Source organism: Companilactobacillus sp. FL22-3 (genome assembly GCF_054881455.1).
In genome coordinates this window covers 107,252-132,044 of sequence record NZ_JBTYYZ010000001.1, presented here as the reverse complement: position 1 = coordinate 132,044, position 24,793 = coordinate 107,252, and the positions used below count along the sequence as shown (strand labels likewise).

Here is a 24,793-nt window from a genome sequence, read left to right as displayed (position 1 = left end):
AACACTAATGCGCAATCAGATCTATATTCGTTTTAGTGCCATTTTTTTCATCTTTTTTCTAGGTTGGGCGCTAACTTACACCATGATTACCATTTGGTTTGGTCAGGTGTTACATCTAAGCGGTGCTGGAATTGGGACGCTATTTAGTATCAATGCGATTTTTACGATGACGTTGCAATTTTTATATGGATATTTATTAGATAAATTTGGGACACGTAAAAATATTTTGATTTATTTAGGCGGAGTTTTATTATTAACCGGGCCCTTTTTCATTTATGTCTATAAACCTTTATTACAAACTAATTTTTTACTCGGTGGTATTTTAGGCGGTATCTTTTTAGGTGGAAGTTATTTAGCTTCCATGGGGGCAGTTGAATCTTATGTTGAAAAAATCAGTCGCAAATATGACTTTGAGTATGGAAAGGTCAGAATGTGGGGTTCATTAGGAACTGCCATTGGTGCTTTTTTTGCGGGACATATTTTTAATTTTAACCCCAATTTTAATTTCTGGATTGGAACGATTGCTGCAGCGTTTGTTCTCTTGATTCTATTCTCAACCAGAATCGATGTGACTGAAATAGAAATCAAGGATTCAAAGACGGTCAAAGTGCGTGATATTTTTGAGCTGATTAAATTGAAGAACTTTTGGATATTTGTCTTCTTTATTTTAGGAGTTGCATCAATGAATACCATTTATGATCAGCAGTTTCCTCGCTTTTTTGCACAACAATTTGCGACCGTAGTGCAAGGGAACCAAATGTACGGTTACTTAAATTCGGCACAAACATTTTTGGAAGTCGGAATGATGTTTTTGGCACCAATGATTGTTAATAAAATTGGTGTCCGTACGTCGATGCTTTTGGTGGGGGCAATCTTTGCAGTTAGAATCGTTTTAACTGGCTTAGCCGCTGGTCCAATTCTTATTTCCATCGTCAAACTATGGATTTGCCTTTGATGTATATTGCCATTTTTAAATATATTCATTTGAACTTTGAAACTAGATTATCTTCAATTCTTTATTTAGTTGGTTTTCAGTTCATGTCACAGTTTGGCGTGATTATGTTCTCACGTATGACAGGAAGAATGTATGACTTATTGGGATATCAAACGACTTATTTGTATTTAGGCATTATTGTCAGTTTATTTGTGGTAATAGCATTTTTTACCTTGAATAAGGATTCTGAAGCCTTGAATAAATAATCATTATTTAATGAAGTATCCTTTGATTCATTTTCGAATCAAAGGATATTTTTTTGTGGTTTATTTGAAAAAAATTCGAATCGACTCCATAACGACATAATGTGTCGCTCCAACATGCTAATCTGAAAAACGTAAAGAGAGTTTAGGGTTTTAGAACGTGATTGGGGTTGAAAATAGATGAATAGTACTGAACGAATTGTTGATGTTTTATTGAGACTTTTAAATGGTGAAAAAGTTTTTTTAGATGATATGGAGTCAAATTATGGTGTGTCTGATCGAACTAGCAGACGTGACTTGACAACTATCAAAGCAAATAAAAATTTTTCTAAAAGGTACATTTTGAATTATCGAGGGTCGACTAAAGAGTATTTTGTGACAAATAAGGAATCTCTCACTAGCCACGAAACTCTGGCGATACTAAATATTTTGATCAGCAGTAAAGCTTTGGGAGCTATGGAGCTGGAGACAATAATTAGTAAACTTTTGAAGTCGATGAATTCAGAAGAACAAATGAAGGTTAAAAAGTTGTTAGCCATTACACCTGAAAATTATGTTTCTGCAGCTGAAAAAGCTATGATATTGCCAATCGGTAAATTTTCTGATTTGATCATCGAGCAGAAAGAAATTTATTTTGACTATGATGATGGAGTATCCAAGCCGTTGAAAAGAAAAGATGGCCTGCCTTTAGGTCTATATTTCAATGCAGGTCATTTTTATATTTTGATGTATCTAGTTAAGGAGCAAACGAATGTATCATATAAGTTGGAAGGGTTTAAGAAGATTATTGTACAAAGAAATTCCATCAAGTTAAACCAAGATATTGATGTTAGTCGAATTATCCAAGCAGAGCAAAAGTAAATAATTATCGAAAGCAGGAGTGGAAATGACGGAAAAACAACTTGATCTTTATCCATATATTGATGCCGATGACTTAGATGTTAATGTTCTTTATTATCGAACCAGTCCAGTTGAGCCGATAGAAAAGGACTCTACTGCGACGTTATTTTCAGATGAACGGCGACGCTTGACAGAGAGCGAAGATAGATTCCAATTATACAATCAGTCTGGCGAATTATATGTTGATAAGGTATCATTCGATGAACTCTTTGAAAAAATAATTGAGATTCGAGAAAATGGACTTCCAGAAATTGACGATAACGATGAAGACATCAATCAAGATTTGATTATGAAGTTGGTGGATGATCTTGCGGCAAAAGGAATCACCGTTTGGGGAAACAATCAAGGTGGTTACGATAGTTGGGATGTTTTAGATGATATATTATTAAGTAATGCGGTTTCCGATCACCAGAAAACAGGACAAAAGCAACTAACTACTGTAGTAGCGGCTGACGGTCGAACTTATAAGATCGATTTTGGCGATCATCAAACATTAGTCCGAAATCCACAAAAGTCCAATCTATCCGACCATGATTATAGTGATTACTATGAAGTAAGAGACGCAAACGGATCAATAATGGTCAGTGAAGTCCCATTGCGTAGCTTGGCATTAGTTTTGTTAGCGATTGATCATGATTTTTCATCTCAACAAGTTAAGCAAGAGTTCTTGTGGCCTAGATTATCCGCTAATCAAGTGGGCGATTCGAGACTAGTTTGGGAACGAAATTTCAGTTCAGATATGAAGCAAATCAAAACTATCCAAGACTTGAATCAAATTAAAAGTTTGACGATCGTTGAAGATCAAGATCATATGATTGAAAAATATCGTTTTGTTGATCAGACAGAGAGATGGATCGGAAAAATTGCTTTTCCAGCTGACGATTTATTGGCGGTCTTTGATAATTTGTATTATGACATGCGAGTCGATTCCAAAGATGTCGGCAAGTCTTTGTCAGACTTTATAATAGATCTTGGCAAAAAGAATAATTTGATGATATTCAGACAACAGCAAACCTTACTCAATATTAGAAACGTCAAGCGCCTCTTGGTCAATCCTGATGGCAGTTATGACCTTGGCATATCTAAAAATCCTGAAGATTCGAAAGTAAATTTTGTGACGAATACTTTTGCTTTGGTTGACCAAGATTCTAGACTTCCATACAAAGATAATTTATCAATCGAGATGTTGGTAGCTTATCTTTGGCGAAAAGCTGATAAATAAAAAAACAAGGACAGCAAAAATTGCCGTTCTTGTTTTACTTTTTAATAATCAAATTTTTTTCTTTAAGTGATAAGGAATAACGCTTTTATCATCATCTTTAACTGCCGATTTTTCATCTTTAGCAAAGTAAACGGCAAAACTCTTGTTGTCACTGACATCTTGAGCAATGATGAGGGATGATTCATAAGGATCTTTTGCTTTATAAATTTGTGCTCCACGGACTGCTTCACCGTAATCTCTTGAATTAGCAATTGCGTCGCCCGGGTTAAAAAATACCATTTCGTCCATAAGTAACACATCCTTTCTCTTTATTACTATTATACCTTTTTAAGAGTAAATAGCGCAGTTATCGTCCTTCTTTAATAAAGCTAAGAAATTAGATATACTGTGCATATTGGAGGGTAAAAATATGACGGATGTTGAACAATATATTAAAGATAATATCTTTGGAAAGCCGCAATTAAAGCCTGACGAAAAGAAAAAATTTCTCGGTAACTTTGCGGAACGGGTTGCAATCGCTCTAACAGTCTCCCAGCTAAAGAATGAGGCTAATCAAGCGACTGTTGAAAGCGTTATGAAAAAATATCCACAGTATCATCTGTATTTAAATGGAAAAATTGATTCATATATACTGGATAATTACCTTCGTTTGAGTGTAAAATTAAAGTATAAGTTTACAATAGTTTCACAATCGGGAATGCGGAATCGGGACCAGAAGATGACAGATAATGATATGGGCCTGGTGATCGCAAACGAGGGTAAACCTGTTGATAGACCAGTGCTTATATAAATTTGGAGGACAATATGTCTAATAACGCATTAGATAAAATTGCTTTGCTTTCTTTAAATGGTAATAAACCATTAGCCAAAAGAATTTCGGATTACATGGGAATTCCTTTATTGGATGCCTCGGTCTCACACTTCAGTGATGGGGAGATCAACATTCAAATTAACGAGAGTATCCGTGGACGCGATGTTTACATTATTCATTCCGTTTCAGATCCCGTTAACGATAATTTCATGGAATTGATGATTGCCGTTGACGCTTTAAGACGTGCCAGTGCTGATAAGATCACTTGCGTCTTGCCATACTTTGCCTATACTCGTTCAGATAGAAAATCTCGTTCCAGAGAACCTATCTCAGCTAAACTATTTGCCAACATGGTAGAAATGGGTAGCGTTGATCGAGTAATTGCACTTGATATGCATGCTGATCAAATTCAAGGTTTCTTTGATATTCCAGTTGACCATTTGCGTGCCATGCCTATCTTTGCCAGCTACTTTGAAAAGAAGATCAAGAATCCAGATGATTTTGTCTTCGTAGCACCAGACCACAATTCAACTAAACGAGCTCGTTCACTTGCAGAAGTCTTTGGTTCACAAATTGCTATTGTTGACCAAAGATCGACCGAAGATGAGGATGTTGTGCCAGATATTATCGGTGATGTCGATGGTAAGCAATGTGTTATTGTCGATGACTTGATCGATACAGGTACTAGAATGATCAATAGTGCCAAGGCAGTTAAAGTTGCCGGTGCTAAAACAATCTCTGCTGCAGCAACGCACCCAATTTTTTCAAAGAACGCTGCTAAGAAATTAGAAGATTCAATTTTGATGGAAGTTTTAGTTTCTGATTCGATTGTTGTTCCTGATGACTGTCGTTTTGATAAATTAAAGATTTTGTCAGTCACAGATCTTCTCGGCGATGCTATTCGAATGACAGAAGCAAATGAATCAATCGACTCATTGTTTGAAGTTCGTGAGAGCTTTACAGAGATCAAATAAAGTTTTGATTAACACAGATTGCGGAAGAAAGATACTTTTGATAAAGAGTATCTTCCTTCCGTTTTTATTTGCTTAAGTTCCAACTGGTATTCAGAGTCAAAAGTAAATTTATAAAAAAAACTTGACTAAAATAATAGTAAGCGCTAACACATTGTAAGTAAACAAAAAGCGTGTTACTGATTCGATCAGGCATAAACCTACTAATTTGAGATACACTATAAGTGTGTAGTCAATTAGTAGGTATTTTTTTTGGAGGGTAAATTATTGAAATTTGTTAAGAATTATAATAATAATGCAGCCCTTGTAGTCGATGATGAAAACGTTGAGTGGATAATTGTTGGTAAGGGCATTGGTTTTGGTAAAAAAAAGGGTGATTTGGTGGACGCATCAAAGATCTCACAAAAATTCAAATCTGAAAATACTAAAGATGTGGATACTTTAGATCAATATGATGAATCAATTATCAATGTGACCTCTGATATTGTTAGTGATGTTGAAAAATTTCTGAACGTTAAATTCAGTGATTATCAATATTTAATATTGGCTGATCACATCAATTATGCCTATGAACGAGCCATAGAACACATTGAGTTTACAGACAGAGCAGTTAGTTGGGAAGTAAAAAAATTATTTCCAAAAGAATATGAAGCTTCCAACCGCGCCTTGGAAATTCTTTTACAGGATCTAGGTGTGATGTTTCCCAAGGGTGAATTGGTTTTTCTTACATATCATTTTGTTAATTTGGAAAATGAGAAAGAGAGTCTTCAAGATACCATTCAAATTTCAAAAATGATTGCGGATATTATCAATATCATTCAGTTGAGTTACCATATGACTTTAGATGATGAGTCGTTTAACTATAGTCGGTTGGTTTCACATTTAAGGTACTTCTTGATTAGGAAAATCAAGTCGGAACATTCAACTGATGAACAGTTGGATCCTAGTCTTTTGAAATTAATGATTTTAAAATATCCTGAAGAAAATAAAACTGTTCAAAAGATTGCGATATATTTACGAAATACTAAAGGATGGGTTCTTTCCCAAAATGATCAAGTATATTTGATCTTGCATGTTTGGCGAGTGACTCATCGAGAATGAAATAAATTAAAAAGCGTGTTACTGTTCGGCAGGCATAAGCTCAAGATTTATATCACTTTTTGGAGTGGTGTAATGTCTTGAGCTTTTTTGTTGGAAAAGGAGGATATTATGACGAAAGATTATACTAGTTTGGCTACAAAAATAGTTAAACTTGTTGGTGGCAAGGAAAACGTTATTAGCGTTGTTCATTGTGCAACTAGATTACGGTTTAAATTAAAGAATGAAAAAAAGGCCAATACTGAAGAACTAAAGGATACAGATGGTGTTGTGACTGTTGTTCAAAGCGGTGGACAATATCAGGTAGTTATCGGAAATGAAGTTGCTGATGTTTACGATAAGGTAATCAAAGTTGGTGGCTTTGCCGACGGAGGAGTTGTCCCCGATGATTATGAAGAATCTGACAAAAATATGAGTCTGTTAGATAAATTCATTGACTTGATCTCTGGCATTTTTGCACCAGCACTGGGAATTTTGGCAGCGACAGGGATGATTAAAGGTTTAGCCACGATTTTATTGACAGCAGGATTAATCACTAAAACCTCTGGTACATACGTAATTTTATATGCAATTGGTGATTCATTCTTCTACTTTTTACCAGTTGTATTAGGATTTTCCGCTTCTAAAAAATTTAGAGTTGATCCATTTATTGGGATGACGATTGGTGCTTCACTAGTTTACCCAACGATTGTTGCATTAAATCCAACGGCAGTAACTGGAAAACCGCTATTCACACTATTTTCTGGGTCAATGCTTGCTTCCCCAATTCACATTACTTTCTTAAAAATACCAGTAATTATGATGAATTATACTTCTTCGGTTATTCCAATTATTGTAGCAGTTTGGATTGCCGCTAAAGTGGAAAGATATTTTAAGAAGATAGTTCCAAGTGTTGTAAAAACTTTCTTAGTACCATTCTTTACATTACTTGTTGTCGTACCATTGACACTGCTAGTAGTTGGACCTATTACTTCATGGATTAGTGATGCTTTAGCTGCTGGTGCTTCAGCTTTATATGGACTCAGTCCTATCATTACAGGTGCTGTACTTGGTGGTTTGTGGCAAGTACTTGTTATTTTTGGCCTACATTGGGGCTTGGTTCCACTACAAATGCTCAATCTGCAAAATTTACATAGTGATCCCATTTTAGTTTTGACGATTGGTGCTTCATTTGCTCAAATCGGCGCTGTTTTAGCTGTTATTTTAAAAGTAAAGAACAAGAAAATTAAAGGATTAGGTTGGTCCGCCTTCTTGTCAGGGATTTTTGGTATTACTGAACCAGCTATTTACGGTATTACACTTCCTCGTAAAAAAGTGTTTGCCATGAGTTGTATTGGTGCCGCCATTGGCGGTGCTATCTTAGGACTATTTGGTACCAGATATTATATGACTGGGGGCTTAGGAGTATTTACATTACCTAGTTTGATTGGTCCTAAAGGAATCGATATGGGATTCTATGGAGCATTAATTGCATTTGCAGTTTCATTTATTTCAGGATTGGTTTTATCTTTGATGTTTGGATTTAGTAAAGAAGATCTCAAAGAAGAAAATAAAATCACTGAAACTACTACAAATTCTGATTCTGAACTTGCAACTGCTATGGTAAGCGCTGGTACAAGCAATACAACTAGTGCACCGGAAACAGTTGAAAAAGAACCTGTCGAACCAGAAACAATCCTCAGCCCAATTAAAGGTGTCACCGTACCTTTGAGTGATGTAAAAGATGAAGTTTTTGCTTCGGAATCGCTTGGTAAAGGGGTGGCTATTCTACCCGATGAAGGAAAAGTTTATTCACCAGTTGATGGTAAAGTAACTGTTGTCTTCCCAACTAAACATGCTATTGGTATTAATTCAGACAATGGAGCTGAATTATTGATCCATATCGGTATGGATACGGTTCAATTGGAAGGTAAAGGTTTTACCAGTCATGTGGAACAGAATCAAATGGTTCATAAAGGTGATTTATTGATGGAATTTGATGTCGATGGCATTACTAGCCAGGGATATGATGTAACGACACCTATTATCATCACGAATACTAAGAATTATAATAAAGTAGACATAGTCGCTAGTGGTCAAGTAAATCACGGTGACGAAGTTATTAAATTATCATAAGGCTATTAAAAAATTAAAGGGTAAAGGAGCAATTAAAATGACAGAATTTCCAAAGAACTTTTTATGGGGTGGCGCTACAGCCGCTAATCAATACGAAGGGGCCTGGAATGTTGATGGTAAAGGAATTAGTACCGCTGACCTATTGTTAGGTGGAACTTATGACAAGCCACGTATCTTTACTAAAGAAGTAAAAGATGGAGCCTATTATCCATCTCACGAAGGCAGTGATTTTTATCACCACTATCAAGAGGATATCAAGCTATTGGCAGGCATGGGCTATAAGACATATCGGATGTCGGTTGCTTGGACGAGAATCTTTCCTAATGGAGACGATGCCACACCTAATCAAAAAGGACTAGATTTTTATCGTCATGTTTTTGAAGAATGTCATAAATATGGTATCGAACCACTAGTTACGATCTCACATTATGAAATGCCTTATCATTTAACAGAAGCCTATGGTGGCTGGGGTAGTCGTAAGGTCATCGACTTTTATGTTAAATATGCTCAAACACTCTTTAATGAATATAAGGGCTTGGTCAAATATTGGTTAACGTTTAACGAAATCAATATTGGTATGATGTTTGGTGGTTACATGTCACTAGGCTTGCCGATTAAAGATGGGGCAGCTCCTTTTAATCCCAACATGTCTGACGAAGATATTCAAAATAATCTTCAAGGATTACACCACCAATTCGTAGCCAGCGCTTTAGCAGTTAAAATTGGTCACAAGATTGATTCAAACAATATGATTGGCTGTATGATTGCCGGTAATGTCAATTATCCTTTAACTTCAAATCCTGATGATGTCTTGAAAGCTCAATTGGCTAATGAAATCAATAATTATTACTGTGGCGATGTCCAAGTTCGTGGGGCTTATCCTCATTTTGCACAACGCTTCTGGAATGAGCATAACGTTAAACTAAACATTACCGCAGAAGATTCAGAAGTTTTAAAAGAAGGTACTGTTGATTACTATACTTTCAGTTACTATTCATCTAACGCCTTGACTACCGATGAATCAAAAGGTTCAGCTGCTGGTAATTTTTCAACGGGAGTTAAAAATCCTTACTTGAAATACAGCGAATGGGGCTGGGCAATGGATCCAAAAGGCCTCCGTTGGTATCTAAATGATGTTTATGGACGCTATGGTATTCCAGTGATGGTAGTTGAAAATGGCTTGGGAGCTCGAGATAAAGTCGAAACCGATGGTTCAATCAATGATGATTACCGCATCGAGTATCTCAAAGGTCACATTGAACAAATGAAAGAAGCTATCAAAGATGGTGTTGATTTGATCGGTTACACGCCTTGGGGTTGTATTGATTTAGTTTCTGCCGGTACTGGCCAAATGGCAAAGCGTTACGGTTTCGTCTATGTTGATCGTGATGATGAGCAAAAAGGTGACTTCAGCCGTACGCCAAAGAAGAGTTATTATTGGTACAAACAAGTTATCGAATCAAACGGTGAAAACATTCAAAATAATTAATTAGAAAATTAGATATCACTTAATTCACAACTAAAAATAGTCCTAGTTAACCATCGAAAAATGGCTTACTAGGACTATTTGGATACAAAGATTTTAGTTAAATTAGAGTTGCGTTTCCAACTTCTTGTTATTTTTGACAACGTATTCATTTTTATTTTGGAGATTGGGTAAGATCTTGTTACGTAACTGGTTATTTTCAAAGACGATTTCGTCATAAGGGTGTGTTTTTAAGTAACGGGTCACGCACTTAGTAAAATAATTAAATGTTGCCAAGTCACGTTGGAATGGTTTCTTGTGGAACTTTTCAAATAGTTGGTTGAGAAGATTGTCAACAAGTTTGATATGCTTAGGAATCTCAATTGATTGAGTATTGGCAGTGTACCAAATCTTTTGGCGACCAGGCGTGAAGATGATTTCAGCATCATTAACGTAGGGAATCTTGTTGATATCCAGAGCTACGGCAATTACTTTTTTTGACATGAAAAAGACTCCTTTCATTTACTGTAAAATCATCATATCATAAGAAGATTTATAGAATTTAAAGAATGCTTGATGTTTTTGTGAACTTGTCAAAGGAATATTATTAAACCAATTTTTTTAAATGCTGGACAATTTGTAAAATGATACTGACAAATTCATAAGCTTGAAAATTGCATCAATCGAATTAAGCTTTCATAATTGAAGTGAAATCTCAAAGCTGAGAGGTAGATCTTTATGAAAGAAAATGTCCCGAAAATAACGTTACGAGTTGCAATCATTGTTTTGGTGATATTATCCGTTTTATTCTATTCATTGAATCAACCCAATGCTATCTTAGCAATGTTTGCGGTGGTGGTCTTATCCGTCATCTATTTAGGCGGCATGGAAAAGAATCACGAAAAAGCTATGCACCATCGACGCCATTCGGAGTAAAAGGTTCCCCAGTTGCATTAAGAGCTTGATAAAAGTAGACTGAAGTTGATTAAGGGGTGATTGTATGCGACAGATGGTAAAAATGTTGATAGTAGTTCTGGTGGCGGCCTTAATAGTCGCAATTATTTCAACTTTGAAACTCAATGGAATCGTACAGAGTGTTATCTATGCGGTTTTGATTGGGTTGGTCGTCTATGCAATTGACCTTATTTTACGATTAGATAAATAAATACCCATTTTTGATTCCATTCAAAAAGCCCGCTGATTTCTAAATTTAGAATCAGGGGGCTCTTTTAAAAAATTTATTTCCAATTGATTCTTGAGAAGACTCGTCGACCTAAGACTTCACGCATAAACATAAATAATGGCCAAGCAATCAATGACAAAGCAACGTATAAATAAGCGTAATGCCAGTCTAAAATGCTCTGTAATCCAAAGGTATTACCACTGAAAATGAAGGTAATGATGAATAGCACAATTGAGAGAGCAATCATGACTTTTTTGCGGGTAATCAAAGGATTACTGATGGATATTAACGCACAATAACCGATGATACCGATAGTAAAGACTGATAGAGTAGAAGTTGTGTTGTAGTTGAAATTGAAATGATTTCCCAGGATTGAGATTGCCATGATCAGTAAAATATTGCAGATTGCTGATGGTAAGGCGACTTCCATAACGTTGCGCATGAAACGACCAGCTGGTGGAGTGTAGTTAGGTTCCAAAGCGAGTATGAAAGTTGGTATTCCAACGGTCAAGGCATTGATTGGTGTCAATTGTGATGGCTGGAAAGGATAACCGGTTCCTAAAACGATAAAGATGATTGATAAAACCACCGAGTAGATCGTCTTGATTAGAAATAATGAGGCCACGCGCTCAACGTTATTGATAACTCGACGACCTTCATTGAGCATAAAAATCATTGAATCGAAGTTGCGATTCAAAAGCACAAAGTCGGCCGTTGCCTCAGCCGCATCACTTTCACCCGCAATGGCAACGCTACAGTCTGATTGACGCATAGCTAAAACGTCGTTGACGCCATCACCGGTCATACCAACTGTCAAACCATTGTCTTGCATAGCCTTGATCAAATCGGCTTTTTGAGCAGGACGTACACGGCCAAAAATCTTATATTTTTTGACTAGATCGTGATAGTCTGTTTCATCAGAGATAGTACCCATGTCAACGTAGTCATGACCTGAAGAAATTCCGGCTTGGACGGCTACGTTAGCAACAGTGACGGGGTTATCACCCGAAATAATTCGCAATTTTATACCTTGATTCTTCAAGTAACTAAAAGTATCCGGAGCTTGTTTACGAACTTCGTCAGAGATCAATAGTAGTCCTTGAAGTTTTTCATCAGCTAACACAGCAATGACACGAAAGCCTTCTTGAGCAGCCGTTTCAACGGTCTGTTTGACCTCTGTAGTCGGATTCTCAATGATAAATTCAGGAGCACCCATGATATAGCGGGTATTGTCGGTGGCAATAAAACCAGAATACTTTGTTTCCGATGAAAATGGTATGACTTCCTTGATATCTTTTTGTAACGGCGCAACACCTAAGTTTTTGACCGCCAAAGCAGTGGCATTGGTTTCTTTAGTAGCGTCAACGATTTTTTGAGCGATGGCTTGGACGTTACTTTCTGAAGTTTGATAAGCCACAGTTTTTTTGATAGTCAATTTACCAGTGGTGATTGTACCCGTTTTGTCGAGGCATAAAACGTCGACGCGGGCTAAGGTCTCAATAGCGCTTAGTGAACGGACGAGGATCTGCCGTTTAGTTAAATTATAGGCACCAGTTGCTAGAGCAACAGAAGTCAAGAGTACTAGACCTTCGGGAATCATCCCAATCACAGAAGCGGAAGTTCCTAAAATGGCTTTGGAAATATCGCCATTTTTTAGAAATGAACGAAAGAATAAAAGAAGTCCGACGGGAATAATTGTGTATGTTAAAATCTTAATAATATTGTTAATGATTTTCATTAGGACACTGACGTTGCGTTTTTCTTTGCCGACAGCAGAAGAAATTTTTGAAACAAAGCTTTCCCGTCCTACTTGTGTCAATTGAACTTTAGCTTGACCAGCGACAACGAAACTGCCGGAATAGATTTCATCATCAATCTGTTTACTGATGGTGTCAGCTTCACCGGTGATACTTGATTCGTTGGTCTGCAAACCGTTAGTGTAGCGGACGATACCATCTGCTGGAATCGTATCGCCACGTTTGAGCGTAACGATATCGTCTTCAACTAAGCTGGCAATATCAACTTCTTGATCTTTTCCATCCCGTGTAACGGTAAAAGTTGCTGCATGAACGAGACTGATCTTATCGATGGTAATTTTTGCACGGATTTCTTGATAGCTACCGATAATGATATTAGCGATCACTGGTCCTAAGAAGAAGAGATTTCGATATGAACCAGTCCAAGCAATTAATAAGGCGATGATTAAGTTTAAAAAGTTGAACAAAGTGAATAAGTTGTCAGCCAAAATTTTAGGGATTGGCCGCGATAATTTTTTGATTTGAACGTTACTTAGTCCCGCTTGAGTCTGTGAGGCAACTTGTGTCGCAGTTAAACCCGCATCGAGACTGGTGTATTCTTGAGGACGTTTTATTTTTGCCATACTCTACCTACGACTGTTAGTTATTTTCGATTGAATGCTATATAATCTTTACATAACTTAAATTTAACACAAAAGGATGAAGCTAATTTGAACAATTTGTTTTTTGATTTGGATGGAACGATTATTAATTCAGAAATTGGAATTATGAAGAGTTTAAAGTATATGTACAATAAAACTTTAGGCTATGTGCCGCATGATGATGCCACGTTACATACTTTTATCGGACCAACGATTGGGGCTTCATTACAAAAATATGACCACGTTGCAGCAGATGATCCATTTATTAACCAAAGTATAAATGCTTTTAGGGAATATTATCAAGCGCAAGGCTGGGAAGAATATACAGTCTTCGATGGGATTTATGATATGATGGAGTCCTTAAAGTCGGCTGATAAAGAAATCTTTATTGCCACTTCTAAACCGGAGATTTTTGCAAAAAGAATTATCGATCAATTAAATATGAAACAATATGTTAGACACGTTTTTGGTGCGGCTGAAGATGAGTCAGTTCGTTCTTTGAAAGAAGACGTCATTTCTTACGGGATTAAGAAAACTTCAGTTGATTTGGATACTAAAAACCTTGTTATGGTTGGGGATCGTAGCAGTGATATTGTCGGGGCACACAAGAATAATCTCAAGGCTATTGGTGTCACTTATGGCTTTGGTGATTACGATGAACTAAAAGCTGCTAATTCTGAATGGATCGTTAAGAATCCACAGGAGATTGCTAAACTAGCTATGGAGAATTAGAAATTATGAGCAAGTCATCATCGTACAACAGACACGGTTTTACATTAGTTTTATTATCGATTTGTTTAATGGTAATTGTTTTTTTCGGTATTACACTTTCGACAGTTTTAAACGCGAATTATGTCAAAAAAGTCGTTAATAGTGAGAGTAATGTTACCTTAATTAAAAATTATACTAATCAAAGATTAGGTCGCTTGGTGAACAGTTATTCGGCTTCAGCCAACCTTTCAGCGGTCAATCTGACTAATAGTGATGTAAAGAAAATCATCGATACTTCCGTGGACGAAGTGTATAGTGGTGACTCTAAATTAACAGTAGGTAGCGCTATTTTGGCGACTATCAGTACTAAATTAAAAAAAGAAGCTCAAGACTACGGACTTAATATCGACAGTGAGATTGATACGGTCATCAACAGCAATGAGGCGATCATGAATCAAATTGTCGATAATGACCTGGGGCAAATCGAAAAGGTCATCAGTCAAATTCAGACGATCAAACGACTGATCAAGGCCATTATGATGATTGCGGCAGTAGTCTTTATTTTGTTGGCGATTCGATTGCGGGTCAAAGTCGGTTCCAACATGTTATTCTTCCATCATTTAGGAACAGTGGGAATCTGTACCTCGATTTTGTTAGCCGCTTTGTTGGGAGCAACTTATTATCCTCTGCAAGATATGATCGTAAGCAACATCGATTACAATATTCGAGATGTCTTATATAATGTACTAAATGGCATTTTGCTCAGCTATATTTCCATTATCTTCATGGTTTTCATCGTGAGTTTATTGGATTGGGGCAGCACGACCAAATATAAGTATTAAAAGAGGAATCCGCTATGAAAATCGAAATTACTGAACCAGCACAGGCAAAACTACAAAAATACGTCGATGCAGGCAAGAAGATTTTACTTGATCTTGATGATGGATTTGGTAAATTCTCCAATGAGGGTACTTGTGCTTTGCTAACCAAATTTCGAATTATGGTAGTTGACACTGATGAGGATTTGAGTGATTATTCGACACATTTGGAAAGTGAATTGGGAACGATCTACTTTAAAAACAGTGCTAAAGAATTTTTAGACGACAGTATGTCACTAAAAGTTGATCCAAAGACCCAACTCATAATTTTCTCCAACTCTAAAGAGATCATCGATAAGAGCGTTAATATCATCGATTACGATTTGGTGAAAAACAATTAAAAAATATTGAGGGAGCTTAAAGACATTTGTCTTTAGGCTCCCTTTTCTCGTCAAGGCGGAAATACTATGAAGAAAATAATAGCTCAACATAAATTCTTGTTAACTTTATTATTATTTATATTTGTCAGTCTAGCCTCAATCTATTTAACGGGTTTAAATGGTCATATTTGGACTTTTCTAGGGATGAATAACGATGGGCGATTCCATGTTGTTCGAATGGAAGGTCTCTATGAATCCATGCGGGATGGAGTTTATTTGCCAGCCGTCAATATGACCTTTATGGACGGTTTTGGTTATATTTCTAATATCTTTTATTCCAATTTGTGGCTTTATCCAGTAGCGCTCTTGAGAATGGCAGGTTTATCGATAGCAGAGTCATTTGTTGCCTATTATGTGATTTTGAACTTTTGTACCTTGTTGATTTCCTTCTGGTCGTTTTATCAAGTCAGCCACAGGTATGATAAAAGTTTAGTGTTTAGCTTGATTTATAGTCTCTCAATCTATCGTATTTTTGATATGGTGCGACGTTTTGACATTGGGGAGACTTTGACTTTTACATTCTTACCCTTGGTTGTTTTAGGAGTCTACGCAATTTTTTACGGCAATCGGCAAAAGTGGATCTATTTAGCCATCGGAATGTCAGCGGTAATCTATTCCCACGCCTTATCACCAATTTTGATAGTGATTTTTATCTTAATGGTGATGGTGTTGAGAAGTAAGACTCTTATCAGAGAACCGAGGCGACTATTGTCGTTGTTATATGCGAGCTTAACGTCATTAGCCTTAACCTTAGCGTATTTTTTACCAATTTATGAGCAATTGAAAACGACTCAGTTTAAACTGACTCACGATCCGTTGTTATATATTTCTCAGGGGAGTATGGGACTAAGCGATTTGTGGCATTGGAGTTTGACTAGTGATCTCTACAATCAGAACATTGGGGCGCTATTTTTATTAGTTATTTTAATTATTCCTTTTACAGTTTGGTTCGTAAAAAATCCACCGATTCGAGACTTTGCAATTATTGCAGAAATATTGTTTTTTATGACGACTAATTTATTTCCTTGGCAGCTTTTTGTTAATACGCCTCTAAATATGATTCAATTTCCGTGGCGCTTTTTCATGATTATTTCGATTTTAATAGCTATTATTTTGGCAAGTGATCCAATCAATTGGTTCAAACAGACCTGGAAGAAAGTTTTATTAGTTGGAATTGCGTTTGGATTGACCATTGGTTCAGAACAAATGTTGATCAAGAATCATCCCGATGAATATCAATTATATTCACAATTCAATGATTTAAATAAGTTTAGTATCGGTGCCGGACAAGAGTACTTACCTAAGTCTGCGCAACTAAATGCATTGGCCGCAACTTCACATTTGCCGCAATTACAAAGTGGAACCGCAGAGATCTTTGACTTCAAGCAAAAAGGGTCAAAAATACAGTTCAAATATAAAAATGCTCAAAAGGCAAAAGTTGATGTTCCTGTAATCAGTTATCACGGTTATTCCGCTAAGAATTCCACTGGCAAGGTGTCGGAAATCAGAATGAATCAGGAAAATAATGGCCTAGGTCAGTTGACGATCGATGGCGCAGGGAAAGTTGAGATCGATTACTTCAAAACGACCATTCAAAGAATTAGCCGTAACTGTTCAATTTTTAGTCTGTTTATTTTAATTCTAGGAGTTATCTTTCAGAAAAAGTTACAAAATAGAGTATCTTTAGAGAATAATGAATTAGTATAATAAGGTGTGTTGCATGTATTACAAGGAAGGTATTCTATTTTGCAATTAACTTTTCTGAAAAATAAAAAAATTAAAACGAGTTTGCTGATTATTTTGACAGCATTACTCTTTGCTTTAGTCAGCCTTTTAGCGCTATATCAGGCTGAAATCAGTCATGGAAAAATCTGGGCCTATATCGCCTCGAGTGAAAATAGATTTCAGATGATGCGGATTGAAGGATTGTATCATTCGATGCAACGACATCAATTCTTTCCACTGATCAATATGTCATTTTTGAATGGATTTGGCTATATTGCCAGTATTTTTAATTCTGACTTATTACTGTATCCAGCGGCCATATTACGGTTGATCGGCTATTCTAGTGCTCAAACCACTGTGATTTATTTTTGGTTAATGAATTTTTTGACGTTTGGAATTTCATTTTTATGTTTCTACAAGGCGGTTCCAAAGTATTTCAATAGTCTCGTTTTTAGTTTTGTGTATACTTTATCGACTTATCGCTTGCATATGATGTTGTTTCGCCAAAATATCGGTGAAATCGGGGCACTGCTCTTTTTACCGATTGTGGTATTAGGAATTTATGAAGTCTTTTATGGAGATGAGAAGCACTGGCTGTATCTAGCTTTTGGTATGACTGGTTTGGTATATTCTCAAGCTATTTCACCACTGTTGGTGGCCAGTCTGATAGTGCTGATAGCAATTGCTCAATTTAAGGAATTGCAAAGTCACCGTAGGCGTTTGGTGTCATTACTGTGGGCCGTGATTGCTTCAACTTTGATGAGCCTAGCTTATTATGTCCCCATTTTTGAGCAGCTCCATCACACGAAGTTGATTTTGTCACAAGCTCAAGGCAGATTACCTGATATGGCAACTGACTTCGCAGACATTTTAGGGTGGAGTTTCAATAATACTATCACTCAACCAAATATCGGTTTGATTTTGACTGTCACAGCCTTGATATTATTGATTTCGTTGCCCAAGATTAAGGCGCCTGCTTTAAGACATTTTTCAATTCTAGGTATCTTGATGTTATTAGCTACTTCTAGCATTATGCCGTGGGTCGTGTTTAACCATACGGTCTTGAAATTTATGCTTTATCCTTGGCGCCTAGACTTGTTAGCCACTATTTTGCTGGCAATCGTGCTAGCGGCTGATCCTTTGAAGATTTTTGATAAAAAAACTTTCAAGTTAGGTTTGATTGCATTGACGATGATTTTTGCCGTTTCCGCAAGTTATCGATTAGTCACAGGTGCACCGGTACAAATGAATACCTATGACGCTTATAACCAACAGGAACCCTTTACGATCGATAAGGAGCAGTCGTATTTGCCAGTTGGGACAACTTTAAGTCAATTGCAAAGAAGCGCCCACAAGCCAAAGGTGGTCCAAGGACAGGCTAAGTTGAAAAACTTTAAACAGTATGGAACTAGATTGAGCTTCAACTTCAAACAAGCCAAAAAGGCCAAGGTTGATTTGCCGATCATTGCTTACTATGGTTTCCAATCCACGCAATCGAGTGGGAAGGTTTCTAAACTGCGTGTTGATAAGAACAATAACAATTTAGCTCAAGTTACCATCAATGGTTCGGGAAAAGTCACTGTCGATTACTTTGAGACTATGGCTCAAAAAGTCAGTCGTCGAATTTCCTTTTTAACCCTTTTGATTATAATTGCCGTCGTGTTTATTAATGAGTTAGAGTTAGTTGATTTCAATCGTATCGAAGGATTGAAGATCAATAATAAAGCCAAATGAAAAATGCCTTGCCAACAATCAAATTAGATTGTAGCAAGGCACTTTTTATTTGTTATAGGTTATTCTTTCAAATCATCAACGTCGGTCAATGATGCTAAATTATCTTGTTTAGTAACGGCGGTTTTATCGATGGAAACTTTAAACCAGTTAACGAAACCGTGGTCGAATTCAGCAACGACAAACTTGAAGTTACCCAATTCAATTTCTGAATCCTTCTTTAGGTTAGGGAACTTCTCAATCAAATATCCACCAACGGTGATAATATCGGATTTTTGGAATTCCTTAACATCAGTTCTAAAGTAACGTTCGAAATCGTATAACGTCGTTTTACCTGAAACGTTATAAGTACCATCATCATTTTTGACGATATATTCATCGGAAACATCATCAATCTCATCTTTGACAGTTCCAAATAATTCTTCGTAAATATCTTTATCTGTAACGATACCACTAGTCCCACCATACTCGTCAACGACAATAACGATAGGGGTCTGTTTCTTGATCATCTTGTTCAAAATATCTTGAATAGGCATTGTTTCTGGTACGGTATTAACTGATCTCAAGATCCGGCTGATACCAACATCGCCATCAACTTGGTTCTGACGGACGATATCGTAGGCGTAGACATACCCCAGAATCTTATCTTTATCGTTGTCAGCCACGACAGGGAATCTTGAGAAACCTTGTTGGAGGTAATCCTTGATGACGTCCTTGACCTTGTCAGTAATATCAACGACATAAAGACTTGTCCGATCGACCATGATATCTTTAGCTACTTTATCGTTTAACTCAAAAGCTCTTTGCATAAAGATAACGTCGTCTGGCTCCATATCGCCACCTTCAATCGATGACTTAGAGAGCCGTAAGATCTCTGACTGTGAAAAAACTTCGTTTTCGCTATCGGCTGGTTTCATACCAATTAAGCGAACGATTCCAGAGGCTGAAGCGTTCAGTAACCAAACGAATGGATAAGTTGCCAAATGGAAGAATCTCAATGGTGTAACGACCAACATCAACATGGTCATTGGCATATCAATGGAAATATTCTTTGGCACGATTTCGGTCAAAACAACTTCCAAGTAGGTTAGTAGCAATACCCCGATGATGGAACTCAAGGCATGAAGACCGCTGCTGCCCCCAGCTGATAGATGAACAACACCGAAAACTTCGACTAGCAGATATTCAATTGTACTTTCACCGATCCAACCTAAAATGATACCGGCAATACTGGTACCAACTTGGGTTGTCGAGAGGTACTCGTTGAGGTTGTTGACCATCATCAGAGCCCGTTTTAGCTTCTTTACATTACCTTCGCCCTTTTGAATTGCATCTTCTAGTTGGCTGGAACGAGTTTGCACGAGAGCAAATTCCGCTGCCACAAAGAAGAACGCAAAAATAAAAGTTATTAGAATGATAATAAAGTTTGTTGTTATCGTAGAACTAGACAATATATTATTTCCCTTCTATTCCTGTAAAACGCATTATACACCAAAGAAAAATTAACTGCTTTGGTCACGAGTAAATATTTTATTTTTACATCTTAAGTATAGCCAATTTTGTGGTTAAAATATAGTTAACTAGCACTAAATTTGCGAGGCTAACAGAAATTGTGGTTGAACTTAACTGGCTTTATTTTTATAATGAAGAGAATGAAACGACCTTGGGGGAATCCTTTTGAGTAAAGTAAAAACTAATAATTTATTAACTCCTGCACAAGCTGCTAAGGACTTAGACATCAGCGTTGCAACGCTACGCAAGTATTCTTTGATCGTTGAGAAAACGACTGAGAATAGCAAATATTTTGAACGTAACAGTCAAAATAATCGTCTTTATACAGACAAAAATATCGAAGATTTTAAGGAAATGGTTAAGGTGAGCCATGGCCCTAAAATGACGTTGGAAACTGCCGCTGCTCAAGTGTATCCTGCCGTGACATCAAATAATGACGATAATCCTAAAAGCGATGAGTTATCAGAAATGCAGACGACCATTGCTAAATTGGAATCTGAAAATAAAAAACGCGAGTTAACAATCAAAGAACTTCAACAAGAGTTAACCGATGCTCAAAAGACTAAAGAGCAACTTCAAGCTGAATTATCAACTTTGAAACAACAAGCTGAAGAAAAAGCTGAAAATACACATGTGAAAAATGATGAAACTATCAAAGAACGTGTAAATGAAAAAGTAGACGATGATAAACGAGGTCACTGGTGGAATAGATTCATGGGCTAGTCAGCCAATCAATCCACTAATATCAACCTTTCACACAACCGGTCCGCACCAAAATGTTAACTTTGGGGCGGATTTTTTATGTATAATTAGAAACTGTGATAAGACATATTAGGAGGATTAATTTTGAAATTAGCAATGATTGGGCTTGGCAAGATGGGAATCAATTTGACAGAAAATTTGATTCGTAACGGTAACGAAGTGGTGGCGTTTGATTTAAGCGACGGAGCCAGAAATGACGCTTCAACGCTTGGGGCACAAGTAAAAGACAGTTTGGAAGAAGCTGTCAAAGCTTTAAGTGCACCCCGTATTGTATGGGTTATGTTACCAGCTGGCGATCCAACCAACAAAACCATTGATACTCTAAGTAAGATTCTCGATGAAAATGATATTGTAATTGACGGGGGAAATTCATTTTACAAAGATTCATTAAGACACAACGAGATCCTAACTGCACAAAAGATTAAGTTCTTCGATGCTGGTACATCAGGCGGTATGCGTGGTGCTAACCGTGATGGTAACTTTATGATCGGTGGCGACGATGAAAAGACGTTTGAATATATCGAACCAATTTTCAAAGGAATTGCTCAGACTGATGGTTATCTATATACTGGCAAAGCTGGTAGTGGACATTACCTTAAAATGGTTCATAACGGTATCGAATATGGTATGATGCAAGCTATCGCAGAAGGCTTCGATGTTCTAGCTCACAGCCAATTCGACTACGATAATGAAGCAGTCGCTAAGGTTTGGGAACATGGTTCAGTTATTAGAGGTTGGTTGATGGAATTGACTCAATCAGCATTTTCAAAAGATCCTAAGTTAGATGAAATTAAAGGCGTTATGCATTCATCTGGAGAAGGCAAGTGGACTTTAGAAGAAGCTTTGAACTTGCAAGTTCCAACGCCAGTCATTGCGGCTTCGTTAATGATGCGTTATCGTTCACTAGAAGATGATACCGTTACTGGTAAAGTTGTCGCCGCTTTAAGAAATGAATTTGGTGGCCATGCGGTCGAAAAATAATAAATCGGAAAAACTTGTCTGGGACAAGTTTTTTTTAATTTAGAAAGGATGTAACGATGAAGCAACGCAGTGAAACTTTTATCTATTTATTGGTAGGAGCCTTTGTTGGTAGTGATCTTCGTTATTTGGAGAGTCTGATTTTTAAAACGAAGAGCGGTTTTCCCTTAGGAACGTTGATTGCTAATATCAGTGGAGCGTTATTGTTGCCGTTTTTGATCCATTATTTGCAAGACCGCTTCAAGCTGCCTAAAAAGATCATTTTGACTTTAAGTACTGGTTTATTAGGTTCTTATACTACTTTTTCCACTTTTACAGCAGACACATATTGTCTATTTAGCAACAGTCGGTGGCTTGATTTAGCAATTTATCTGTCCATCACGATGATAGGTGGTTTCTTGGCAGCGTTAGTAGGCAACTATTGGGCCGCCTCAAGGGCATTTAGTGATTATGTGAAGAGGAGACGTCTGAAATGAGTAATTTTTTGATCGTCGGCTGTGGTGCCACGTTAGGAGCCTTTTTAAGAAATGAATTAACACAATTACAGGCAAAAATAGCAATCGATTTTCCCATAATTACGTTGCTGATAAATATTTCGGGAGCCATTTTGTTAGGTATTTTAACTGCACAAATTCATGATGGTGCGATATTATTATTGCTAGGCACTGGATTTTGTGGTGGCTTTACCACTTTTGGAACCTTCAATATGGAATTGAGTCAATTGTGGTTCCAACGTCGAATGTGGCGTTGCTTTTGGTATTTCCTTTTGACGTATGTCTTTGGGATAATAGGTTTCGTCATCGGTATTCACATTTAGGAGAACATTAAACATGCAAATGAAAGAATCAGTCTGGAACGAAAGTTTTCGACCAGGAATAATCTCTTCAACAAAATTGTACTTTCAAGATTTATTTGTTGGTGCTAAACGTATGAGTCGTAAGGACTTTTGGTGGGGTGCTTTGGGCATCTCAATTATTGCTTATTTATTAGTTGCAGTTTTGATTTGGCTAATGACCAAGATGCCAATCAATGATTTCTATTGGAGCTCAATTATTGGTGTCGCAATTGCAATGACCATGAGCTATTATTGGATTGCTTTGTTTACGGCTATTATCAGACGGTTGCATGATCGTAAGTTGAGCGGTTGGTTAATTTTACTTTCCTTAATTCCATTTGGTGGATTGGCGGTATTGATCTTATTGTGCTTACCACAAAAGAATGCTGGTAATCGTTGGCCTAAACAACTATAGAATTTGTTAAACTAGAACAGAGATGTTCTAGTTTTTGTTTTTGAAGGAGGAATGATGATGTGTGGCCGTTTTTTGTTTGACCCTGATAAAAACCCGGAAATAAAGCGAATTTATCAATTGGCAGTAGCTGATGGCTATACTCCCAAGACAGGTGAAGTCTTTCCCACTGATGAGACAGCTCTAATCGTGGCTGGTTCTAAACAGGTGAAAGTCGTGGCGATGAAGTGGGGCTTTCCTGGATTCAAAGCGGGGCAGTCCTTGATCAATGCTCGTTCGGAAACAGTCTTAGAAAAATCAATGTTTTCCCAATCATTCTTGCAACGGCGTTGTGTTTATCCAACAACTGGATTCTTTGAGTGGAATAAATCCAAGCAAAAGTATAAATTCAATTTCGATAATAGTCCCCAAACATTATTTATTGCTGGTTGCTATAATTACTTTGACAATGTGGCCCGAAGTATTTTATTCACGACGGCACCGAATGAGTCAATGATTCAGATTCATGATCGTATGCCCTTGATTTTAGCCAAGAATCAGATCAATGCTTGGATCTATGACACCGATTTTGCCAAAAATTTTTTAAGTAGCGCCATGCCCCAGTTAAAGTCGCAAATAGAGGAATAGGTATTTATGAATAGTAAAATTCAAAAATTTAGTGAAAGTAGTGATTATTTTCAATGTCCCATCTGTGGAGAAGTCTTAGAATTTAACAATAATAGTTTGACTTGTGGACAAAATCATAATTTTGACATCTCTAAAAAAGGTTTCGTAGATTTTGTTTTAAACAAAAAACAAGTGAAAAATTATGATAAGGCTTCGTTTGAGAAGCGTCATTTGATTTTAGAGAGCGGAATGTACGATCATATTGCGGACAAAATGATGTCATTGATTCAACAGCTGAACTTGACCAGTATTTTAGATGTCGGCTGTGGAGAAGGCTATTATTCCAAAAAGATGGCTACGTTAGAGGGCCGAAAGGTCTTAGCCTTTGATATTTCTAAAGATTCAATTCAATTAGCAGCTAAAGGTGTCAATACACCTGTGCAGTGGTTTGTCGGAGATTTAGCTCACTTACCAATTCAAGACCAAGTGATTGATGGGATTGTGGATATCTTTTCGCCAGCCAATTACAACGAGTTTAATCGAATTCTTCAACCGGGAGGATTTGTGCTCAAAGTTATTCCCAACCAATATCATGTCCAGGAATTGCGAAAACAAGCTCAAGATCAACTGCAACAAGCCAGTTATTCCAATCAAAAGGTGTTGGATTACTTCCAAGAGCACTATCAACTGGTCGATCAGATTGATGCCACTAAGACGTACTCAGTTTCCGAAGCGCAAAGGGCAGCTTTTATCGGTATGACGCCGTTATTATTTAATGTGGATAACAGCCTGATCGATTGGAGCCCAGTTTCTGAAATAACTGTTGGTGCCACCATCTTAGTAGGAAAAATGAAGTAAGAATAATTTTTTAATAATTGCTTAAAATTGCAAAGAGCCATCTAA

Annotated in this window: 25 protein-coding genes and 1 pseudogene; 22 read left to right on the top strand and 4 right to left on the bottom strand. The window is 37.0% G+C overall.

The genetic code is table 11. The features are described from left to right. Nucleotides 1-7: 7 nt before the first annotated feature. The 3 genes and pseudogenes from ACYT32_RS00610 to ACYT32_RS00600 all read left to right on the top strand — a co-directional run bounded on the left by ACYT32_RS00610 (nt 8) and on the right by ACYT32_RS00600 (nt 3,319). Nucleotides 8-1,200 (top strand): annotated as a pseudogene (locus ACYT32_RS00610) (oligosaccharide MFS transporter). A gap of 177 nt (nt 1,201-1,377) precedes the next feature. After that, nucleotides 1,378-2,058, top strand: coding sequence for a hypothetical protein (locus tag ACYT32_RS00605; protein ID WP_395264000.1), 681 nt, complete (start codon nt 1,378-1,380; stop codon nt 2,056-2,058). Nucleotides 2,059-2,083: 25 nt separating this feature from the next. After that, nucleotides 2,084-3,319, top strand: a complete 1,236-nt coding sequence (locus ACYT32_RS00600; RefSeq protein ID WP_395263999.1) for a hypothetical protein — start codon at nt 2,084-2,086, stop codon at nt 3,317-3,319. Nucleotides 3,320-3,367: 48 nt separating this feature from the next. On the opposite strand, the gene ACYT32_RS00595 is transcribed toward ACYT32_RS00600, so the two are convergent. Then, on the bottom strand, nt 3,368-3,607 hold the full coding sequence (locus ACYT32_RS00595; RefSeq protein WP_395263998.1) for a hypothetical protein: 240 nt from the start codon (nt 3,605-3,607) through the stop codon (nt 3,368-3,370). 121 nt (nt 3,608-3,728) lie between these two features. On the opposite strand from ACYT32_RS00595, the gene ACYT32_RS00590 reads away from it, so the two are divergent. The 5 genes from ACYT32_RS00590 to ACYT32_RS00570 all read left to right on the top strand — a co-directional run bounded on the left by ACYT32_RS00590 (nt 3,729) and on the right by ACYT32_RS00570 (nt 9,803). Beyond that, on the top strand, nt 3,729-4,109 hold the full coding sequence (locus ACYT32_RS00590) for a YueI family protein (RefSeq protein ID WP_395263997.1): 381 nt from the start codon (nt 3,729-3,731) through the stop codon (nt 4,107-4,109). Nucleotides 4,110-4,123: 14 nt separating this feature from the next. Next, entirely contained in the window at nt 4,124-5,104 is a 981-nt protein-coding gene (locus ACYT32_RS00585; protein ID WP_395263996.1) for a ribose-phosphate diphosphokinase, read from the top strand. A gap of 264 nt (nt 5,105-5,368) precedes the next feature. Beyond that, nucleotides 5,369-6,202, top strand: coding sequence for a PRD domain-containing protein (locus ACYT32_RS00580; RefSeq protein WP_395263995.1), 834 nt, complete (start codon nt 5,369-5,371; stop codon nt 6,200-6,202). A gap of 108 nt (nt 6,203-6,310) precedes the next feature. Further along, nucleotides 6,311-8,314 (top strand): beta-glucoside-specific PTS transporter subunit IIABC, encoded by a 2,004-nt coding sequence (locus ACYT32_RS00575; RefSeq protein ID WP_395263994.1) that lies wholly within the window; start codon nt 6,311-6,313, stop codon nt 8,312-8,314. Between the two features lie 37 nt (nt 8,315-8,351). Beyond that, the gene (locus ACYT32_RS00570; RefSeq protein WP_395263993.1) at nt 8,352-9,803 is read left to right on the top strand and encodes a glycoside hydrolase family 1 protein; all 1,452 of its coding nucleotides are present in this window, start codon (nt 8,352-8,354) and stop codon (nt 9,801-9,803) included. A gap of 102 nt (nt 9,804-9,905) precedes the next feature. On the opposite strand, the gene ACYT32_RS00565 is transcribed toward ACYT32_RS00570, so the two are convergent. After that, complete coding sequence (locus ACYT32_RS00565) at nt 9,906-10,283, bottom strand: hypothetical protein (protein ID WP_395263992.1); 378 nt, start codon at nt 10,281-10,283, stop codon at nt 9,906-9,908. A 234-nt stretch (nt 10,284-10,517) separates the two neighbouring features. Between ACYT32_RS00565 and ACYT32_RS00560 the strand changes: the two genes are divergently transcribed. Together ACYT32_RS00560 and ACYT32_RS00555 are read left to right on the top strand one after the other, a co-directional pair. Then, nucleotides 10,518-10,715, top strand: coding sequence for a hypothetical protein (locus tag ACYT32_RS00560; protein WP_395263991.1), 198 nt, complete (start codon nt 10,518-10,520; stop codon nt 10,713-10,715). Between the two features lie 64 nt (nt 10,716-10,779). Beyond that, nucleotides 10,780-10,944: a hypothetical protein gene (locus tag ACYT32_RS00555; protein ID WP_395263990.1), complete on the top strand. Its 165-nt coding sequence runs from the start codon at nt 10,780-10,782 to the stop codon at nt 10,942-10,944. A gap of 73 nt (nt 10,945-11,017) precedes the next feature. On the opposite strand, the gene ACYT32_RS00550 is transcribed toward ACYT32_RS00555, so the two are convergent. Further along, nucleotides 11,018-13,342 carry an HAD-IC family P-type ATPase gene (locus tag ACYT32_RS00550; protein ID WP_395263989.1) on the bottom strand — a complete coding sequence of 775 codons (2,325 nt, stop codon included), beginning with the start codon at nt 13,340-13,342 and terminating at the stop codon, nt 11,018-11,020. Nucleotides 13,343-13,429: 87 nt separating this feature from the next. On the opposite strand from ACYT32_RS00550, the gene ACYT32_RS00545 reads away from it, so the two are divergent. The 5 genes from ACYT32_RS00545 (at nt 13,430) to ACYT32_RS00525 (ending at nt 18,788) form a co-directional block, all read left to right on the top strand. After that, nucleotides 13,430-14,092 (top strand): HAD hydrolase-like protein, encoded by a 663-nt coding sequence (locus tag ACYT32_RS00545; protein ID WP_395263988.1) that lies wholly within the window; start codon nt 13,430-13,432, stop codon nt 14,090-14,092. Nucleotides 14,093-14,097: 5 nt separating this feature from the next. Then, nucleotides 14,098-14,913 carry a hypothetical protein gene (locus ACYT32_RS00540; protein WP_461793339.1) on the top strand — a complete coding sequence of 272 codons (816 nt, stop codon included), beginning with the start codon at nt 14,098-14,100 and terminating at the stop codon, nt 14,911-14,913. 14 nt (nt 14,914-14,927) lie between these two features. Continuing rightward, nucleotides 14,928-15,290 (top strand): iron-sulfur cluster biosynthesis family protein, encoded by a 363-nt coding sequence (locus tag ACYT32_RS00535; RefSeq protein ID WP_395263986.1) that lies wholly within the window; start codon nt 14,928-14,930, stop codon nt 15,288-15,290. Between the two features lie 66 nt (nt 15,291-15,356). Next, the gene (locus tag ACYT32_RS00530; RefSeq protein WP_395263985.1) at nt 15,357-17,036 is read left to right on the top strand and encodes a hypothetical protein; all 1,680 of its coding nucleotides are present in this window, start codon (nt 15,357-15,359) and stop codon (nt 17,034-17,036) included. Between the two features lie 39 nt (nt 17,037-17,075). Beyond that, nucleotides 17,076-18,788, top strand: coding sequence for a hypothetical protein (locus ACYT32_RS00525; RefSeq protein ID WP_461793338.1), 1,713 nt, complete (start codon nt 17,076-17,078; stop codon nt 18,786-18,788). A 59-nt stretch (nt 18,789-18,847) separates the two neighbouring features. Here the strand turns inward: ACYT32_RS00525 and ACYT32_RS00520 are convergent, their stop codons facing one another. Continuing rightward, the gene (locus tag ACYT32_RS00520) at nt 18,848-20,236 is read right to left on the bottom strand and encodes a hemolysin family protein (RefSeq protein WP_395263983.1); all 1,389 of its coding nucleotides are present in this window, start codon (nt 20,234-20,236) and stop codon (nt 18,848-18,850) included. 226 nt (nt 20,237-20,462) lie between these two features. Here ACYT32_RS00520 and ACYT32_RS00515 point away from each other — a divergent pair, with 226 nt between their 5' ends. The 7 genes from ACYT32_RS00515 (at nt 20,463) to ACYT32_RS00485 (ending at nt 24,748) form a co-directional block, all read left to right on the top strand. Beyond that, nucleotides 20,463-21,020 (top strand): hypothetical protein, encoded by a 558-nt coding sequence (locus ACYT32_RS00515; RefSeq protein WP_395263982.1) that lies wholly within the window; start codon nt 20,463-20,465, stop codon nt 21,018-21,020. A 123-nt stretch (nt 21,021-21,143) separates the two neighbouring features. Next, nucleotides 21,144-22,040 carry a phosphogluconate dehydrogenase (NAD(+)-dependent, decarboxylating) gene (gene gnd, locus ACYT32_RS00510; RefSeq protein WP_395263981.1) on the top strand — a complete coding sequence of 299 codons (897 nt, stop codon included), beginning with the start codon at nt 21,144-21,146 and terminating at the stop codon, nt 22,038-22,040. A 56-nt stretch (nt 22,041-22,096) separates the two neighbouring features. Then, the gene (locus tag ACYT32_RS00505; protein ID WP_395263980.1) at nt 22,097-22,513 is read left to right on the top strand and encodes a fluoride efflux transporter FluC; all 417 of its coding nucleotides are present in this window, start codon (nt 22,097-22,099) and stop codon (nt 22,511-22,513) included. Further along, nucleotides 22,510-22,854: a fluoride efflux transporter FluC gene (locus tag ACYT32_RS00500; RefSeq protein ID WP_395263979.1), complete on the top strand. Its 345-nt coding sequence runs from the start codon at nt 22,510-22,512 to the stop codon at nt 22,852-22,854. Before ACYT32_RS00505 ends, ACYT32_RS00500 begins: the two co-directional genes overlap by 4 nt. Before the next feature lie 13 nt (nt 22,855-22,867). Then, the gene (locus ACYT32_RS00495) at nt 22,868-23,287 is read left to right on the top strand and encodes a DUF805 domain-containing protein (RefSeq protein ID WP_395263978.1); all 420 of its coding nucleotides are present in this window, start codon (nt 22,868-22,870) and stop codon (nt 23,285-23,287) included. Between the two features lie 57 nt (nt 23,288-23,344). After that, the gene (locus ACYT32_RS00490; protein ID WP_395264166.1) at nt 23,345-23,911 is read left to right on the top strand and encodes an SOS response-associated peptidase family protein; all 567 of its coding nucleotides are present in this window, start codon (nt 23,345-23,347) and stop codon (nt 23,909-23,911) included. Between the two features lie 6 nt (nt 23,912-23,917). Next, nucleotides 23,918-24,748 carry a methyltransferase domain-containing protein gene (locus tag ACYT32_RS00485; RefSeq protein ID WP_395263977.1) on the top strand — a complete coding sequence of 277 codons (831 nt, stop codon included), beginning with the start codon at nt 23,918-23,920 and terminating at the stop codon, nt 24,746-24,748. Nucleotides 24,749-24,793: the final 45 nt, after the last annotated feature.

Bases quoted from the DNA above. Each gene is read 5' to 3' on its own strand.
- ACYT32_RS00605 (WP_395264000.1), top strand. From the start codon at position 1,378: ATGAATAGTACTGAACGAATTGTTGATGTTTTATTGAGACTTTTAAAT.
- ACYT32_RS00600 (WP_395263999.1), top strand. From the start codon at position 2,084: ATGACGGAAAAACAACTTGATCTTTATCCATATATTGATGCCGATGAC.
- ACYT32_RS00595 (WP_395263998.1), bottom strand. From the start codon at position 3,607: ATGGACGAAATGGTATTTTTTAACCCGGGCGACGCAATTGCTAATTCA.
- ACYT32_RS00590 (WP_395263997.1), top strand. From the start codon at position 3,729: ATGACGGATGTTGAACAATATATTAAAGATAATATCTTTGGAAAGCCG.
- ACYT32_RS00585 (WP_395263996.1), top strand. From the start codon at position 4,124: ATGTCTAATAACGCATTAGATAAAATTGCTTTGCTTTCTTTAAATGGT.
- ACYT32_RS00575 (WP_395263994.1), top strand. From the start codon at position 6,311: ATGACGAAAGATTATACTAGTTTGGCTACAAAAATAGTTAAACTTGTT.
- ACYT32_RS00570 (WP_395263993.1), top strand. From the start codon at position 8,352: ATGACAGAATTTCCAAAGAACTTTTTATGGGGTGGCGCTACAGCCGCT.
- ACYT32_RS00565 (WP_395263992.1), bottom strand. From the start codon at position 10,283: ATGTCAAAAAAAGTAATTGCCGTAGCTCTGGATATCAACAAGATTCCC.
- ACYT32_RS00560 (WP_395263991.1), top strand. From the start codon at position 10,518: ATGAAAGAAAATGTCCCGAAAATAACGTTACGAGTTGCAATCATTGTT.
- ACYT32_RS00555 (WP_395263990.1), top strand. From the start codon at position 10,780: ATGCGACAGATGGTAAAAATGTTGATAGTAGTTCTGGTGGCGGCCTTA.
- ACYT32_RS00550 (WP_395263989.1), bottom strand. From the start codon at position 13,342: ATGGCAAAAATAAAACGTCCTCAAGAATACACCAGTCTCGATGCGGGT.
- ACYT32_RS00540 (WP_461793339.1), top strand. From the start codon at position 14,098: ATGAGCAAGTCATCATCGTACAACAGACACGGTTTTACATTAGTTTTA.
- ACYT32_RS00535 (WP_395263986.1), top strand. From the start codon at position 14,928: ATGAAAATCGAAATTACTGAACCAGCACAGGCAAAACTACAAAAATAC.
- ACYT32_RS00530 (WP_395263985.1), top strand. From the start codon at position 15,357: ATGAAGAAAATAATAGCTCAACATAAATTCTTGTTAACTTTATTATTA.
- ACYT32_RS00505 (WP_395263980.1), top strand. From the start codon at position 22,097: ATGAAGCAACGCAGTGAAACTTTTATCTATTTATTGGTAGGAGCCTTT.
- ACYT32_RS00500 (WP_395263979.1), top strand. From the start codon at position 22,510: ATGAGTAATTTTTTGATCGTCGGCTGTGGTGCCACGTTAGGAGCCTTT.
- ACYT32_RS00495 (WP_395263978.1), top strand. From the start codon at position 22,868: ATGCAAATGAAAGAATCAGTCTGGAACGAAAGTTTTCGACCAGGAATA.
- ACYT32_RS00490 (WP_395264166.1), top strand. From the start codon at position 23,345: ATGTGTGGCCGTTTTTTGTTTGACCCTGATAAAAACCCGGAAATAAAG.
- ACYT32_RS00485 (WP_395263977.1), top strand. From the start codon at position 23,918: ATGAATAGTAAAATTCAAAAATTTAGTGAAAGTAGTGATTATTTTCAA.